The sequence below is a fragment of the Streptomyces sp. NPDC002889 genome (assembly GCF_042888425.1).
Lineage (GTDB): Bacteria > Actinomycetota > Actinomycetes > Streptomycetales > Streptomycetaceae > Streptomyces.
In genome coordinates, this window is the sequence record NZ_JBIAPT010000017.1 from 42,567 (window position 1) to 58,615 (window position 16,049).

General features: G+C 71.6%; 9 protein-coding genes. 5 read left to right on the top strand and 4 right to left on the bottom strand.

Annotated elements, in window-relative coordinates; all coding sequences use genetic code 11:
* Positions 1-3: 3 nt before the first annotated feature.
* Positions 4-510 (bottom strand): YwqJ-related putative deaminase, encoded by a 507-nt coding sequence (locus ACFYWI_RS24795; RefSeq protein WP_389236482.1) that lies wholly within the window; start codon positions 508-510, stop codon positions 4-6.
* Between the two features lie 217 nt (positions 511-727).
* Between ACFYWI_RS24795 and ACFYWI_RS24800 the strand changes: the two genes are divergently transcribed.
* Positions 728-1,708, top strand: a complete 981-nt coding sequence (locus ACFYWI_RS24800) for an SMI1/KNR4 family protein (protein ID WP_389236484.1) — start codon at positions 728-730, stop codon at positions 1,706-1,708.
* Positions 1,709-1,715: 7 nt separating this feature from the next.
* Entirely contained in the window at positions 1,716-4,457 is a 2,742-nt protein-coding gene (locus ACFYWI_RS24805; RefSeq protein ID WP_389236486.1) for an SUKH-4 family immunity protein, read from the top strand.
* An 86-nt stretch (positions 4,458-4,543) separates the two neighbouring features.
* On the opposite strand, the gene ACFYWI_RS24810 is transcribed toward ACFYWI_RS24805, so the two are convergent.
* From ACFYWI_RS24810 to ACFYWI_RS24820, 3 genes are all read right to left on the bottom strand, one after another.
* Positions 4,544-6,142, bottom strand: a complete 1,599-nt coding sequence (locus tag ACFYWI_RS24810) for a cation acetate symporter (RefSeq protein WP_389236488.1) — start codon at positions 6,140-6,142, stop codon at positions 4,544-4,546.
* Complete coding sequence (locus tag ACFYWI_RS24815) at positions 6,139-6,684, bottom strand: DUF485 domain-containing protein (RefSeq protein WP_389236490.1); 546 nt, start codon at positions 6,682-6,684, stop codon at positions 6,139-6,141. The genes ACFYWI_RS24810 and ACFYWI_RS24815 overlap by 4 nt, the downstream gene beginning before the upstream one ends.
* Positions 6,685-6,854: 170 nt before the next feature.
* Positions 6,855-8,411, bottom strand: a complete 1,557-nt coding sequence (locus ACFYWI_RS24820) for an MFS transporter (protein ID WP_389236492.1) — start codon at positions 8,409-8,411, stop codon at positions 6,855-6,857.
* Positions 8,412-8,781: 370 nt separating this feature from the next.
* Here ACFYWI_RS24820 and ACFYWI_RS24825 point away from each other — a divergent pair, with 370 nt between their 5' ends.
* The 3 genes from ACFYWI_RS24825 to mfd all read left to right on the top strand — a co-directional run bounded on the left by ACFYWI_RS24825 (position 8,782) and on the right by mfd (position 16,032).
* Complete coding sequence (locus ACFYWI_RS24825) at positions 8,782-9,570, top strand: ABC transporter ATP-binding protein (protein WP_389236494.1); 789 nt, start codon at positions 8,782-8,784, stop codon at positions 9,568-9,570.
* Positions 9,567-12,146: an ABC transporter permease gene (locus tag ACFYWI_RS24830; RefSeq protein WP_389236496.1), complete on the top strand. Its 2,580-nt coding sequence runs from the start codon at positions 9,567-9,569 to the stop codon at positions 12,144-12,146. Before ACFYWI_RS24825 ends, ACFYWI_RS24830 begins: the two co-directional genes overlap by 4 nt.
* 355 nt (positions 12,147-12,501) lie before the next feature.
* Entirely contained in the window at positions 12,502-16,032 is a 3,531-nt protein-coding gene (mfd, locus tag ACFYWI_RS24835) for a transcription-repair coupling factor (protein WP_389236498.1), read from the top strand.
* Positions 16,033-16,049: the final 17 nt, after the last annotated feature.

Sequence of the window (16,049 nt, forward strand, 5' to 3'; positions counted from 1 at the left end):
TGTTCAGCCGTTCTCGGGTGCGGTCGGGTCGACGGGGTGGACCCCGAAATGGTCGAGCATGGCGGTGCAGGACCGGCAGGGCGGGGCGTAGCTGCCGTGCAGCGGGTCGCCGTCCTCGCGGATGCGCCGGGTGGTCAGTTTGGCCTGCTTGAACGCGCGCCGGGCCTCCCCGTGCGTCAGCGGCTTGCGCTGGGCGCGTTTCGAGCGCTGGGTCTCGGCGGCGGCCAGATGCCGGGACAGCAGGATGGCCTCCGGGCAGCGTCCGGTGAACCGTTCTCGCTGCCCGCTGGTGAGGGTGTCCAGAAAATCCTGTACGAGGGGATGGAGCGCGGGCGGGTGGTCGCCCTTGCCGGCGGTGCAGGTGAGGGTCTGGCCGCGCACGGAGAGTGCGGCCGCGACGGCGGGCAGAATGCCGTCCCGCCGGTGCTGGAGCCCGGGCGGCTGTCCGGTCTCCTCGGTGCTCCAACTGAGGCGTGGATCACCTGAAGTGCTTGGTTGTGCTGTGTGCATGGTCTGTTCGTCCCTCCCGTGCACTCCCCCGAGTTGCGGGGACAGCCTGCCAAATGGGACGGGTGGTGTGGAAGCTGGGGCGCTGAAACGTGTCCACGCGTCGCCGTCGGGTCACTCGAAAGTGACTGTTCGTTACGGAAGCGGAGCGCCGGGTCCCCTTGTTGCCTCACCGCTTAGGCTGTGCTGAACCAGCCAGATCCATCAGGGGGCAACCGCCATGACGACAGGTCGGCTCGGGCACGCCGCGCCACCGAACGCGGCCTACGCCGGGCAGGTCGTGAACTTCCCGGACCCGGTCCGGGCCTCCCGCCACCCGAGGGGTGTGCGCGTGGACGACAACGGCTACCCGGTCTTCTCGCCGTACGCGCGCGCGGCCGCGGAGATCGCCGAGCCCCCGGAGGGCTTCGGCGTGGACGAGCTGCGGCTCACCGACTACGTGTCGGCGAACGCCGCGCTGTCCGCCGAGGGCCATGAGCTCTGGGACACGATCCCCGCGGTCGCCACTCCGCACGGCTGGACCTGGCACCACGTACCGGGCACCCGCCGGCTGGAGCTGGTCCCCGTGGAGGTGAAGGCGCTGCTGCGCCATCACGGTGGTCTGGCGACGACCGTGGTGGACCAGGACAAGCGCGGTACGCGTCCGCTGCAGGAGACACGGCCCGTGCACTTCGGTCTGCCGAAGGGCGCGGTGTCGGTGAGCGAGCAGCAACTGCTGAGCGTGGAGGAGGACCTGGGCTACCGGCTTCCCGGTTCCTACCGCTCCTTCCTCAAGGCGGCGGGCGGCTGCGCCCCCGTGGGGGTGGCGCTCGACGCGGAGCTGGGGCTGCTGGTCGACCAGCCGTTCTTCACGGTGCGCGACGAGGCTGCGGTCAACGACCTGGTGTACATGAACAAATGTCTGCGGGACCATCTGACCAAGGACTACCTCGGTGCCGGCTTCGTCCAGGGCGGCATCCTGGCGGTGAAGGTCAGGGGCTCGGACGTCGGTTCGGTGTGGTTCTGCGCGTACGACGACGCCCGTGACCAGGACGGGTGGAGTGTGCAGGAGCGTGTGGAGCGGCTGTTGCTGCCCTGTGGCGCGGACTTCGACGCGTTCCTGCAGCGGCTCGCCGGCAATCCGCCGGAGCTGGAGACCGTGGCGAACCTGATGGTGGACGGCGGCTTCGCGCGCGCCGTTCCGGTTCCGGACGAGGGGTGACGGTCCGATGGTGACCTTTGCACAGGCGCAGGAGCGCGCCGAGGAGTGGGTCAACGGCGATGTGCCCGCGTATCAGCACCGCGAGGTGCGGGTGCGGGAGTTCGAGCTGGGCTTCGTGGTGTGGGCGGAGGACCGCGAGGGCGGTGTGCGTTCGGACGGCGGGCGGCAGCGGCTGGTGATCGCCAGGGACAGCGGTGAGGCGACGCTGTGGCCCGGGCTGCCGGTGGGCGAGGTGATCCGCCGGTACGAGGAGGAGTACGGGGTGCAGGAGGCCGCGGCGGCGTCCGCGCCGGAGCCCCCGCAGCGTATCGACCTGAACCAGACGTCGTTCCTGCTGAGCCCGCCGGAGTGGCTCCAGGACGCGGCGGACAAGCTGGGTATCGGGGAGCGGCGTTCGGGTGGGCAGGCGGGTGACGCGGCGGCTGCCGCCCCGGCTCCCTCGGATTCGTCGGCTTCGTGGGGGGCGACCGGCTCGTCCGCGCCCGCGCCCGCCGGGGGCGGCGCTGACATGCCGTCACCCGCCGTCGCGGGAGTCGCCGATGCGGTGCCGTCCGCCCCTGATGCGCCCAACGCCTCTCAGGCGGGCGGGAGTTCGTCCTCCTCCTCCGCCTCGCCGTGGCCCGAGGCCGGTTCGTCCACGGGCGGCAACGCCTCGCAGGGTGGGTCCGTCTGGCCCAGCGCCGCCGGCGACGGCCACGAGCCGACGGCGCTGCCGGGAGTCGCCGCGGCGCAGTCCGGGGCGTCCGGCTGGTCGGACGTCAGCGCGGCGGGGTCGGACGATGCGTCCGTGCCGCTGCCCGCAACGGTGTTCGCGCCGCCGGTCTCGGGCGAGGACAGGGGGCCCACGCCGCCTCCGGTCGTGGGCGCGGACGCACCGACGGCGCTGATGTCGGGCGGCAGCCAGCTGCCGAGAACGGCAATCGTGCCGGGTCTGAACCCGCAGCAGTCCGCCCCGGCACCCGGCGCTGCGCCCCCGGCTCCCGGGACGTCCGCGCCGCCGGCGCCTCCTGGTGCGACGCCGCCCCGCCCGAGTGCCGGCGCCGCCGACATCGCCGATGCGGCGACGAGCAAGGCGATGCTTCCGCCGCGCCGTGCGCGCGGCGGTGCGACGCCCCCGCCGCCGCCCGGTGCTCCGGGCGTCCCGGGTGCGCGTCCCGGCGCCACGCCTCCTCCGTCGTCGGGTCCGGGGGCTCCCGGCGCCCCGGCGGCCGGCTATCTGCCGACGCAACTCGTCTCCCAGCTCGGCCCGGAGGGGCCGCAGCCGCCCGGGCCGCCGCCCGCGCCCGGTTCGACGCCGCCTCCCGGTGGCGGTGTGCACCACGCCGCGACGATGCTGGCCGACCCGAGCCAGATGGGCCCGGGTGCTCCGGGTGCGCCCCAGCCGCCGGGCCCGCCCGGTGCGCCCGTCCCGCAGCCGCCCGGTCCGCCGGGGCCGCCGCCTGCGCCTGGCGCGACGCCGCCTCCCGGTGGCGGTGTGCACCACGCGGCGACGATGCTGGCCGGCCCGAACCCGATGGGCCCGGGTGCTCCGGGTGCGCCCCAGCCTCCCGGCCCTCCCGGTGCCCCTGGTGGGCCCGGGGCTCAGCAGCCCCCCGGCCCTCCCGGTGGCGGTGTGCACCATGCCGCGACGATGCTGGCCGGCCCGAACCCGATGGGTCCGGGCGCTCCGCAGCCCCCCGGCCCGCCCGGCGCCCCCGGTGGCGTACCGCAGTCGCCGCAGGCGCCGATGGGTGGCCCACCGCCGGCGTACGGATATCCGCAGCAGCCGAGCGGCTTGCCGACGGTCGGGCCCGGCTACCAGGCGGTGCTGCGCTACCGCGCGCCCGACGGTTCCGAGCAGCAGCTCATCCGCCGCTCGGCGCCCGGCACCCCGCACCCGGAGTGGCAGATCTTCCATGAGCTGCGCGGGATGAACGTTCCCTCCGACCAGGTGCTGGAACTGCACACCGAACTGGAGTCGTGCGACCTGCCCGGCGGCTACTGCGCCCGGATGATCCGGGAGACCTGGCCGCAGGCGCGGATCACGAACATCGCCCCGTACGGCAAGGACCATGCGAGCCGGCAGGGCGGTATGCAGCAACTGCTCACCCATCAGGGCGAGCTGCATCAGGTCGCGGACGGCCCGGCGCGGCCCGCGCCGGTACGGGCCCCGCTGCCGCAGGTGCCGCCGGCCCCCCCGATCCCTCCGGAGGGGATCGCCCAGGAGCTGGTGGGAGCGTTCGGGCCGCAGGGTCTGTGCCGGTTCGACCAGCGGGCCGTGTCGCGTCAGGGTGTGCCGGAGATCGTGGCGGCCACCTTGGTGTGGGCGGGTCTGCCGGGCGACTTCAACCCGTTCTTCTGGGCGCAGCCGGCCCAGCCGGTGGTCCCGACGCTCGCGGAGCTCGCGGCCCAGCGACAGGTCCAGCCCGCATCCGACGCGGGCTCGTACCTGGTGATCGGCAGCGACTTCGGCCGGGCGCTCTGCGTCCAGTACGGCACGGCGCACATCGTCGCTGTCCCCGTCGAGTCCGGCCCCGGCGGCCACCCGGTGGCGCCGCAGTTCGTGAACACGGGCCTGCCGGAGTTCGTACGCTGCCTGGCGCTGCTCGGCCGGATGTGGCGACTGCGCTTCGGCCTCAACCCGGAACAGGCGGGCCGCTGGACGGTCGACTTCCAAGCCCAGCTTGCGGCCCTGGACCCGGCGGCGCTGGGGTCGCCGGAGAGCTGGTGGTCGGTGCTGCTGGAGCAGATGTGGGACGGGCTGCTGTAAGCGCACGCGGCACAGGAAAGGGCGCCCGGCCGGTACGAGTACCGGCCGGGCGCCCTTGCGTTCGCGCGGTTCTGCCAGGGGCCTGGCTACGGCCCCGGCACGCCCGCGAGGATCGTCGGTTCGACCGACTCGTACCGTTCGTCCTGGGCGGACGCCTCGCGCGGGGAGCGGATCGTGCCGAGCCAGCCCGCGAGGAAGCCCAGCGGGACCGAGACGAGGCCCGTCGTGGTGAACGGGAACCAGTTGAAGTCGTAGTCGGGGAAGACGGAGTGCGGTGATCCCGACACCAGCTTGCTGCCGGTCATCAGGACGATCGCCGAGACGCTGCCCACGATGAGGGTGCAGAGCAGACCCGTGCGGGTGTAGCGGCGCCAGAACAGGCTGTAGACGAGCGCCGGGGCGACCGCCGAGGCGCCGACGCAGAAGGACAGGGTCACCAGCGCCTGGAGGTTCCAGTGCCGGGCGGAGGCCGCGAGGACGAGTGCGACAAGGCCGACACCTGCCGCGGCGGCCCGGGCGATGGCCATCTCCGTGGTGGGCTGCACTGTCGACTTGCGCAGCCCGTGCGCGACGAGGTCGTGCGCCAGGGTGTTGGCGCAGGCGAGGGTGATTCCCGCGACCGACGCCAGCAGGGTGAGGAAGACCGCCGTGGTCACCCCGGTGAACAGCAGCGTCTCGAACGTGGTCGCCTCCGCACCCATGACGGCCCGGCTGACCATCAGGAACGCGGTCTTGCCCTGCGGGTCGCCGGCCATGAGCCCCTGGCGTCCGACGATCGCGGCCGCGCCGAAGCCGATCACGGTGAGCAGTACGCAGGTCACGACGACGGTCGACACGGCCCAGGACATCGAGCGCCGCACGGCGCTCGCACTGCGCGAGGTGAACATGCGCATCGTGATGTGCGGCAGCACGGCCGCGCCGAGGACCACCGTCAACTGTGCGCTGATCATGTCGACCTCGTTGCCGCCGAACTGCACCCCGGAGGTGAGATAGGCGTCGCCGAGCCCGCTGCCGCGCTTGGCCGCGTCCAGGAGGGTGGGGACGCTGAAGTCGAACTTGTTCATGATGAGGATGGAGATGGCGGTGGCCGCGCCGAGCAGGACGACGGTCTTGACGATCTGGATGAAGGCGGTGCCCTTCATTCCGCCGATCGCCGCGTACGCGATCATCAGCACGCCGAGGAACACGATGGCCCCGGTCTTGAATCCGTCAGCGTCGAATCCGAGGACGACGGCGAGCAGATCGCCGGCACCGGCGAGCTGGAAGATCACCAGCGGCAGCAGTGCGGCCAGGGTGACCGCGCTGACGGTGATGCGCACGGCCGGGCCGGGGGTGCGGCGGGTGAAGATGTCGCCCATGGTGAACCGGCCCGCGTTCCGCAGCGGTTCGGCGAGCAGGAACATCATCAGGACCAGTGAGAGCACGGTGCTCAGGGCGAGGGTCAGTCCGTCGTAGCCGACGAGCGAGATGACGCCGATGGTGCCGAGCACGGTGCCCGCGGAGATGTAGTCGCCGGCGATGGCGAGGCCGCTCTGCACGGGGGACAGGGAGCGGTAGCCGGTGTAGAACTCGCCCAGGTCGTCGCGGTCGGGTCCGGTCATCACGCACAGCAGCAGCGTGACCGTGATGACGGTGATGAACGCGATCAGGGACATGGTCTGCGCTTCGGAGCTGAAGCCGGTCATGCGTGCGCACCTCCCGCGGGGTACTGGCGGCCGGGGCGCGCGGGGCGGCCCTGACGGTCCTGTCGGGGCGCGGCTGTCTGTGCCGCGTGCTCGGCCTGTTCCCGGATCGACGCCGCGAGCGGGTCGACGCGGCGACGCGCGATCCGCTCGTACACCGCGATCGCGGCCAGGGCGACGGGCAGCGTCAGGAGCCCCAGCAGCACGCCGATGGTGAGACCGCCGGTGATCTGGCTGGTCATCAGCCCGGGGGCAAAGCCGGAGAGCAGGAGGAAGAGGACGAAGTAGCCGAGTGCGGTGAGCGTCGCGACGCGGCGCAGTCGGCGGTAGGCCCCGCGGAGCCGGTTCATGCCGCCGTGGTCGGTGCCGAGGTGGGCGGTGTGGCCGGGCTGCACCGGCGGCGGTGCGGTGTCCCAGGGCTGCGGGGCTCCGCCCCAGTGCTGCGGCTCGTTCCACGCCTGTGGCTCGGGACCCCAGTGCTGCGGCTCGGCGTCCCAGGGCCGGCGGGAGGGGGGTGGGTCGGGAAAGTGCTGGTGGTACGACATCGTCTTGCTCCTTGCCGCCCGGGGGGTGGGGCGGGTGGCGCTGGCGGTGCGGGTGGTGCGGGTACGTTACTTGCGGGTAGGCCGATGGCGTAAGGGGTCCACCGACTGGACGGTATGTCGTTTCGGTGACGATCCGGGGCGGGCGGGCACCGCCCCTCTGCGGACCCCCGTCAGATGTCCGTCTTGTCCGTGATGATCGGGAAGCGGCGCGGGGCCACGAAGACGAGCGCCAGCAGGGCGAGCGCCGCCGCGACCGCGGCCCCCGTGTACACGTAGTCCACCGCCGTCGCCACGGCCCGCCGCAGATGCTCGGCAGGCACCGATCCCCCGCCGGCCAGGGCGTGCGCCACCGAGTCCAGATCGTCGGAGCCACCGAGCCGGGCCGCGATGACCGCGTTGGCGAGCGCCCCGAACAGCGCCGCCCCCAGGGACTGGCCGACCTGGCGGCAGAACAGGACCGACGCCGTGGTGGTGCCCCGCTCCGACCAGCCCACCGTGGACTGGACGCCCACGATCAACGGGAGCTGGAACAGGCCGAGCGCGCCGCCGAGCAGCAGCATGATCAGGGCCGGCTGCCAGGGCTCGGCGGGATAGGGGAGCAGCGGGAAGGACGCGAGGAACAGGCCGGCCAGGCAGATGCCGACCATCGCGGTCCGCCGGAAGCCGATGCGCGTGTAGACGCGGTTGGACAGGGCCGCGCTGACCGGCCAGCTGAGCGTCATGATCGACAGGACGAATCCCGCGGCGATCGGGCCGAGACCGAGGACGGACTGGGCGTAGGTCGGCAGGAAGACCGTCGGCGCCACCATCAGCAGCCCCAGGGCTCCCAGGGCGAGGTTGACGGCCGCGATGGTGCGCCGGCGCCACACCCACCCCGGGATGATCGGCTCCGCGGCGCGCCGTTCGACGACGACGGTCGCGGCGATCAGGAATGCGCTGCCGCCGAGCAGCGTGAGCGAGGGCGCCGACAGCCAGGGCCAGGCGACGCCGCCCTGGACCAGGGCGGTCAGCAGCAGGGTGCCCGCCGCGAACACCAGCAGCGCACCGGCCCAGTCGATGCGTGGGCGGGCAGCCGGTGCGGTGCGTGCCGGTTCGGCGAAGTGGCGGACCACCAGCCACAGGGCGATCGCGCCGATGGGCAGATTGATCAGGAAGATCCAGCGCCAGTCGGCGTACGCGGCGAGCAACCCGCCGATCGCGGGGCCCGCGACCGCCGACGTCGCCCACACCGTGGACAGCCGGGCCTGGATCCTGGGGCGTTCCTTGAGGGGGTAGAGGTCGGCGGCGATGGTCTGCACGGTGCCCTGGAGGGCGCCGCCGCCCAGTCCCTGCACCACGCGGAAGGCGATCAGCGACGGCATGCTCCAGGCGGCCGCGCACAGCAGGGAGCCGAGGAGGAAGAGGACGATGCCGGCGATCAGGACAGGCTTGCGGCCGAAGGTGTCGGAGAGCTTTCCGTACACCGGCAGGGTGACGGTGACGGCGAGCAGATAGCCGGAGAAGAGCCAGGAGAAGACGGAGAAGCCCCCGAGGTCGCCGACGATCTGTGGCACGGCGGTGGACACGACGGTCCCGTCGAGTGATGCGAGCGCCATCCCGAGCATGAGCGCGGCGACGACGGGCCCGCGCCTGTGGGAGGCCGGCATCCGGCCGAGGGCCGTGGTCCCGGAACCGCCGGATGCCCCGGGCGTGCCCTCCGTGCTGCCCGTGCTTCCGCCGACGCCCACCGTCAGATCCTTTCGTCATGCATCTATTTCCCCGGGACACCTTCTCACTTGACCCTCACGCAGCGGGAGGGTGCAGTCTCGAGCTGTTCCGGTCCACCCAGAGGTGGACGACCCCTAGGGGCTACTCCTTACTTCTGGCCAGGGGACGTTCGTCCCGGGGGACGACGAGCAGGCAGGGGTTGATTCCTTAGCTTGTTCTTACGGCCGCAGCTGAGGCCCGCACCAGCCGGGGGTGGGGAAAACCCCCGGTGCAAGACTGCGCTGCGCACCAGCGCGCCGGAGCGCTTCCGCCGCGAGACTCGACCCGTACGACATCCGTACGACGACGCGGTGACGACATTCGTCCGATCCCAAAGCTAGGAGACCTACCGTGACTACGGCTGTAACCACCCCCGCATCCGGGGAGACCGGAGGGCGGACGGCCGTCGCCGCACGGGGGCGGCAGGTCCTCAAGGCGTACGGCACCGGGGAGACCCGCGTCGTCGCGCTCGATCAGGTCGACGTGGACATCGCCCGCGGGCAGTTCACCGCGATCATGGGGCCGTCCGGCTCCGGCAAGTCGACGCTGATGCACTGTCTGGCCGGCCTCGACACCGTCACCTCCGGCCAGATCTACCTCGACGAGACCGAGATCACCGGCCTCAAGGACAAGAAGCTCACCCAGCTGCGCCGGGACCGGATCGGCTTCATATTCCAGGCGTTCAACCTGCTGCCGACGCTGAACGCCCTGGAGAACATCACGCTCCCGATGGACATCGCCGGCCGCAAGCCGGACACCGCCTGGCTGAACCGGGTCGTGGAAACGGTGGGGCTGTCCGACCGGCTGAAGCACCGGCCCACCCAGCTCTCCGGCGGCCAGCAGCAGCGCGTCGCCGTTGCCCGTGCGCTCGCCGCCCGGCCCGAGATCATCTTCGGTGACGAGCCGACCGGAAACCTCGACTCCCGTGCGGGTGCGGAGGTGCTCGGCTTTCTGCGCCGCTCCGTCGACGAACTCGGGCAGACCATCGTGATGGTCACGCACGACCCGGTCGCCGCCTCCTACGCGGACCGGGTCCTGTACCTCGCCGACGGCCGGATCGTCGACGAGATGCTCCGGCCCACCGCCGACGCCGTCCTGGACCGCATGAAGGACTTCGACGCGCGCGGGCGGACGTCATGACCGTGCTCAAGACCTCCCTGCGCAACTTCTTCGCCCACAAGGGCCGAATGGCCCTGTCCGCGGTGGCCGTGCTGCTCTCCGTGGCCTTCGTGTCCGGGACCCTGGTGTTCAGCGACACGATGAACACCACCTTCGACAAGCTCTTCGCCGCGACCGCCTCCGACGTCACCGTCAGTCCCAAGGGCTCCGGCGACGACGAGGGGCGGCCGGCGACCGGCAAGCCCGAGTCGTTGCCCGCCTCGCTCGTCGAGCAGGTCGCGGCCGTCGAGGGGGTGAAGTCCGCCGAGGGTGCCGTCGTCTCCATGAGCGTGACGGTCGTCAACTCCGAGAACAAGAACATGGGTTCCACCAACGGCGCCCCGACGATCGCCGGCAACTGGACGCAGAACGACCTCAAGGCGATGGAGATCACCTCCGGCCACGGCCCGCGCGGCCCCACCGAGGTGATGGTCGACGCCGACACCGCGGACAAGCACGGCCTGAAGATCGGCGACGAACTGCGCACCATCGCCGTCACCGGTGACTTCACCGCGAAGATCTCCGGTATCGCCTCCTTCAAGGTCACCAATCCGGGCGCGGCCGTCGTCTACTTCGACACCGCCACCGCCCAGCGTCAACTGCTCGGCAAGAAGGGCCTGTTCACCCACGTCGCGGTCACTGCCGGGCCAGGCGTCAGCGACGACGTGCTCAAGCGGAACGTGGACGCGGCGCTGGAGACCCCGTACAAACTGCAGACGGCGAAGGAAGCCGCGGACGCCGGCCGTGAGGAGGTCGGCTCGTTCCTCGACGTGATGAAGTACGCGATGCTCGGCTTCGCCGGGATCGCCTTCCTCGTCGGCATCTTCCTGATCGTCAACACCTTCTCGATGCTGGTCGCCCAGCGCACCCGGGAGATCGGCCTGATGCGGGCGATCGGCTCCAGCCGCAGCCAGATCAACCGTTCCGTGCTCGTCGAGGCGCTGCTGCTCGGCTTCGTCGGATCCGTCGCGGGCGTCGCCGCCGGCGTCGGCCTCGCCGTCGGCCTGATGAAGCTGATGTCGGCGACGGGCATGAACCTCTCCACCGCCGACCTGACCGTGAAGTGGACGACCCCTCTCGTCGGCATGGTGCTCGGTGTCGTCGTCACCGTCTTCGCCGCGTACATCCCGGCCCGCCGGGGCGGCAAGGTCTCCCCGATGGCAGCGCTGCGTGATGCGGGGACCCCGGCCGACGGCAAGGCGGGCTGGATCCGTGCCGTCATCGGCCTCGTCCTCACCGGCGGCGGCGCCGCGGCACTGCTGGTCGCCACGCAGGCCGACAAGGCGAGCGAGGGCTCGATGTTCCTCGGCCTCGGCGTGGTCCTGACCCTCATCGGCTTCGTGGTCATCGGCCCACTGCTGGCGGGCGTCGTGGTCAAGGTCATCAGCACGCTGCTGCTGCGGATCTTCGGCCCGGTCGGCCGCATGGCCGAGCGCAACGCACTGCGCAACCCCCGCCGTACGGGAGCGACCGGCGCCGCCCTGATGATCGGCCTCGCCCTGGTGGCGTGCCTGTCGGTCGTCGGCTCGTCCATGGTCGCCTCGGCGACGGAGCAGCTCGACAAGTCGGTCGGCGCGGACTTCATCGTGCAGTCCACGAGCAACGACGGCCAGGCGATCGTGCCGCAGGCCCAGCGGGCGCTGGAGCGGACGCCGGGCATCGCCCACGTCACCGAGTACAAGCAGGTGCAGGCCAAGCTCACCACCGCCGACGGCAAGACCGAGGACGAGGGCCTGATCGCCGCCGACCCGACCTACGCGCAGGACCTGCGCCGCGAGACCGTGGCGGGCGAGCTCTCGGCCGCGTACGGGAAGAACGCGATGTCGGTCGGCGATTCGTACGCCGACAAGCACGGCGTCGAGGTCGGCGACAGCATCGAGGTCGCGTTCGAGAACGGCGAGACGGCGGATCTGAAGGTCGCGGCCATCACGTCCGACGACACGAGCGTCGACAAGGCCGCGATGTACATGAACATCACGACCGCCGCGCGGTATCTGCCCGCCGACAAGATGCCCAAGAACATGATCATGTTCGCGGCGGCGGAGGACGGCAAGGAGAAGGAGGCGTACGCCGCCCTCAAGAAGTCGCTCGCCAAGTACCCGCAGTACAAGGTGCAGAACCAGACCGACTTCAAGGCGGACCTGAAGGACCAGATCGGCCAGCTGCTGAACATCGTCTACGGCCTGCTCGCGCTCGCGATCATCGTCGCCGTGCTGGGTGTGGTGAACACCCTCGCCCTGTCGGTGGTCGAGCGGACCCGGGAGATCGGTCTGATGCGGGCGATCGGCCTCTCGCGCCGCCAGCTGCGCCGCATGATCCGCCTGGAGTCGGTGGTCATCGCCCTGTTCGGCGCGCTGCTCGGCCTGGGCCTGGGCATGGGCTGGGGCACGGCGGCCCAGAAGCTGCTGGCGCTCGAGGGGCTGGGGGTGCTTCAGATCCCGTGGCCGACGATCGCGACGGTGTTCGTGGGCTCGGCGTTCGTGGGCCTGTTCGCGGCACTGGTGCCGGCGTTCCGCGCGGGCCGGATGAACGTGCTGAACGCCATCGCCTCCGAGTAGCGGCGACGGCGGACGCGGCGGCCGACGACGGCGGTACGGGGGTCCGCCGCGGTGACGGGAGTCCCGCCGCGTACGGGGGACGGCCCCGGGTGTTCCTGGCGAACACCCGGGGCCGTCGCGTGTCCTTCCGCGGCATCGAGGCCTCGCGCGTCCGTCGCGGAACACGTACCCGGGCCGGTCCGCCCGGAGCGCGCACCGGGGCCGGGTCCCTCGCGGAACGCCCGCCGCCGGGAGCCCGCCACCCGATTGCGGACGCGGCTGTCACACCACCGTCGTAGGCTGGAGACCCCCGGCCCGTTCGACGTGTCGGGTCGTTCGCGTTGCACACCCCCAGTTTCTCGGATGGAAGCCCTTCATGAGCCTGCACGGTCTGCTCGATGCCGTCGTACGTGACCCGGCGCTCGCCGAAGCGGTGAAGGCGGCCGGCGACGGCCACCGCATGCACGTCGACCTGGTGGGCCCGCCCGCCGCCCGGCCCTTCGCGATCGCCGCACTCGCCCGCGAGAGCGACCGTCCGGTGCTCGCCGTCACGGCGACCGGACGGGAGGCCGAGGACCTGGCCGCCGCGCTGCGCTCGCTGCTGCCGGAAGAGGGCATCGTCGAGTACCCGGCGTGGGAGACCCTGCCGCACGAGCGGCTCTCACCCCGCTCCGACACCGTCGGCCGCCGGCTCGCCGTGCTGCGCCGCCTCGCGCACCCGTCCCACGACGACCCGGCCGCGGGGCCCGTGAGCGTCGTCGTCGCGCCCGTACGGTCCGTGCTGCAGCCGCAGGTCAAGGGGCTCGGGGACCTGGAGCCGGTGGCGCTGCGCACCGGGCAGCAGGCCGATCTGAACGAGGTCGTGGACGGGCTCGCCGCCGCCGCGTACTCCCGGGTCGAGCTGGTCGAGAAGCGCGGCGAGTTCGCGGTGCGCGGCGGCATCCTGGATGTCTTCCCGCCGACCGAGGAACACCCCCTGCGGGTGGAGTTCTGGGGCGACGACGTCGAGGAGGTCCGCTACTTCAAGGTTGCCGACCAGCGCTCCCTGGAAGTCGCCGAGCACGGGCTGTGGGCGCCGCCGTGCCGTGAGCTGCTGCTCACCGACGACGTACGGCAGCGGGCAGCCGCCCTCGCCCAGGCGCACCCGGAGCTCGGCGAACTGCTCGGCAAGATCGCCGAGGGCATCGCGGTGGAGGGCATGGAGTCGCTGGCCCCGGTCCTCGTCGACGACATGGAACTGCTGCTGGACGTGCTCCCCAAGGGCTCGATGGCCGTGGTCTGCGACCCGGAGCGGGTGCGTACGCGGGCCGCAGACCTGGTGGCGACGTCACAGGAGTTCCTGCAGGCGTCGTGGGCGGCGACCGCGGGCGGAGGCGAGGCCCCGATCGATCTCGACGCGGCCTCGCTGTGGGGCATCGCGGACGTACGGGACCGGGCCCGCGAGCTCGGCATGATGTGGTGGTCGGTGTCCCCGTTCGCGGCCGACGTCGATCTCGACGACGACACGCTGAAGCTCGGGATGCACGCCCCGGAGACGTACCGCGGCGACACCGCCCGCGCGCTCGCCGACACCAAGGGCTGGCTGGCGGACGGCTGGCGCACGGTGTTCGTGACCGAGGCACACGGCCCCGCGGCCCGTACGGTCGAGGTCCTCGGCGGCGAGGGCATCGCGGCCCGCCTCGACGCCGACCTCGGCGACATCTCCCCCTCGGTCGTCCATGTCGCCACCGGCTCGATCGACCACGGCCTCGTCGACCCGGCGCTCAAACTGGCGGTGCTCACCGAGACCGACCTGTCCGGCCAGAAGGCCGCCGGCAAGGACGGCCAGCGGATGCCGACCCGGCGCCGCAAGACCATCGACCCGCTGACCCTCGAGGTCGGCGACTACATCGTTCACGAGCAGCACGGCGTGGGACGCTACATCGAGATGGTGCAGCGCACCGTGCAGGCCGCGACCCGCGAGTACCTGCTCGTCGAGTACGCCCCGGCCAAGCGGGGCCAGCCCGGCGACCGGCTCTACATCCCCACGGACCAGCTGGAGCAGGTCACCAAGTACGTGGGTGGCGAGGCGCCGACGCTGCACCGTCTCGGCGGCGCGGACTGGACGAAGACCAAGGCGCGGGCGAAGAAGGCGGTCAAGGAGATCGCCGCGGACCTGATCAAGCTGTACAGCGCCCGGATGGCGGCGCCCGGCCATGCCTTCGGCGCGGACACGCCCTGGCAGCGTGAGCTGGAGGACGCGTTCCCGTACGTGGAGACGCCCGACCAGCTGTCCACGATCGCCGAGGTCAAGGAGGACATGGAGAAGACGGTTCCGATGGACCGGCTGATCTGCGGCGACGTCGGCTACGGCAAGACGGAGATCGCGGTACGCGCCGCCTTCAAGGCGGTCCAGGACGGCAAGCAGGTCGCGGTCCTCGTCCCCACCACGCTCCTGGTCCAGCAGCACTTCGGCACGTTCTCCGAGCGGTACTCCCAATTCCCGGTGAACGTGCGGGCGTTGTCCCGCTTCCAGTCGGACGCGGAGGCGAAGGCGACACTGGAGGGCCTGAAGGACGGCTCGGTCGACATCGTCATCGGCACCCACCGCCTCTTCTCCTCGGAGACGAAGTTCAAGGACCTGGGACTGGTCGTCGTCGACGAGGAGCAGCGCTTCGGCGTCGAGCACAAGGAGCAGCTGAAGAAGCTCCGCGCGAACGTCGACGTCCTCACCATGTCCGCCACCCCCATTCCGCGTACGCTCGAAATGGCGGTCACCGGCATCCGCGAGATGTCCACGATCACGACGCCCCCGGAGGAGCGGCACCCGGTCCTCACCTTCGTCGGTCCGTACGAGGAGAAGCAGCTCGGCGCGGCCGTCCGACGTGAACTGCTGCGTGAGGGCCAGGTCTTCTACATCCACAACCGTGTGGAATCGATCGACCGGGCCGCGGCCCGGCTGCGCGAGATCGTGCCGGAGGCCCGCATCGCGACCGCCCACGGCCAGATGCCCGAGTCGGCGCTCGAGCAGGTCGTGGTGGACTTCTGGGAGAAGAAGTTCGACGTGCTCGTCTCGACGACGATCGTCGAGTCCGGCATCGACATCTCCAACGCGAACACCCTGATCGTGGAGCGCGGCGACAACTTCGGTCTCTCGCAGCTGCACCAGCTGCGCGGCCGCGTGGGCCGTGGCCGCGAGCGCGGCTACGCCTACTTCCTCTACCCGCCGGAGAAGCCGCTCACCGAGACCGCCCACGAGCGGCTCGCGACGATCGCCCAGCACACCGAGATGGGCGCGGGCATGTACGTCGCCATGAAGGACCTGGAGATCCGCGGAGCGGGAAACCTCCTGGGCGGCGAACAGTCCGGCCATATCGCGGGCGTCGGCTTCGACCTGTACATCCGCATGGTGGGCGAGGCGGTCGCCGACTACCGCGCCGCGGTCGACGGCGGCGAGGAGGAGGAGCCCCCACTCGAGGTCAAGATCGAGCTGCCGGTCGACGCGCACGTCCCGCACGACTACGCGCCGGGCGAGCGGCTGCGCCTGCAGGCGTACCGCGCGATCGCCTCTGCCAACTCGGAGGAGGACATCAAGGCGGTCCGCGAGGAACTGACGGACCGTTACGGCAAGCTGCCCGAGCCGGTCGAGAACCTCCTCCTGGTGGCGGGCCTGCGGATGCTGGCCCGCGCATGCGGCGTAGGAGAGATCGTGCTGCAGGGCCCCAACATCCGCTTCGCGCCGGTGGAGTTGAGGGAATCGCAGGAGCTGCGCCTGAAGCGCCTGCACCCGCGTACCGTCATCAAGCCGACGGCCCACCAGATCCTGGTCCCGCGCCCCACGACGGGCAAGATCGGCGGCAAGCCGGTGGTGGGGCGCGAACTGCTCTCCTGGACAGGCGAGTTCCTGACCACGATTCTCGGCTCGTAGCGGGTGGGCGGCAGCAA

Coding starts and splice junctions, on each gene's coding strand:
- ACFYWI_RS24800 (WP_389236484.1), top strand. CDS start 728: ATGACGACAGGTCGGCTCGGGCACGCCGCGCCACCGAACGCGGCCTAC.
- ACFYWI_RS24815 (WP_389236490.1), bottom strand. CDS start 6,684: ATGTCGTACCACCAGCACTTTCCCGACCCACCCCCCTCCCGCCGGCCC.
- ACFYWI_RS24810 (WP_389236488.1), bottom strand. CDS start 6,142: ATGACCGGCTTCAGCTCCGAAGCGCAGACCATGTCCCTGATCGCGTTC.
- ACFYWI_RS24830 (WP_389236496.1), top strand. CDS start 9,567: ATGACCGTGCTCAAGACCTCCCTGCGCAACTTCTTCGCCCACAAGGGC.
- ACFYWI_RS24805 (WP_389236486.1), top strand. CDS start 1,716: ATGGTGACCTTTGCACAGGCGCAGGAGCGCGCCGAGGAGTGGGTCAAC.
- ACFYWI_RS24795 (WP_389236482.1), bottom strand. CDS start 510: ATGCACACAGCACAACCAAGCACTTCAGGTGATCCACGCCTCAGTTGG.
- mfd (WP_389236498.1), top strand. CDS start 12,502: ATGAGCCTGCACGGTCTGCTCGATGCCGTCGTACGTGACCCGGCGCTC.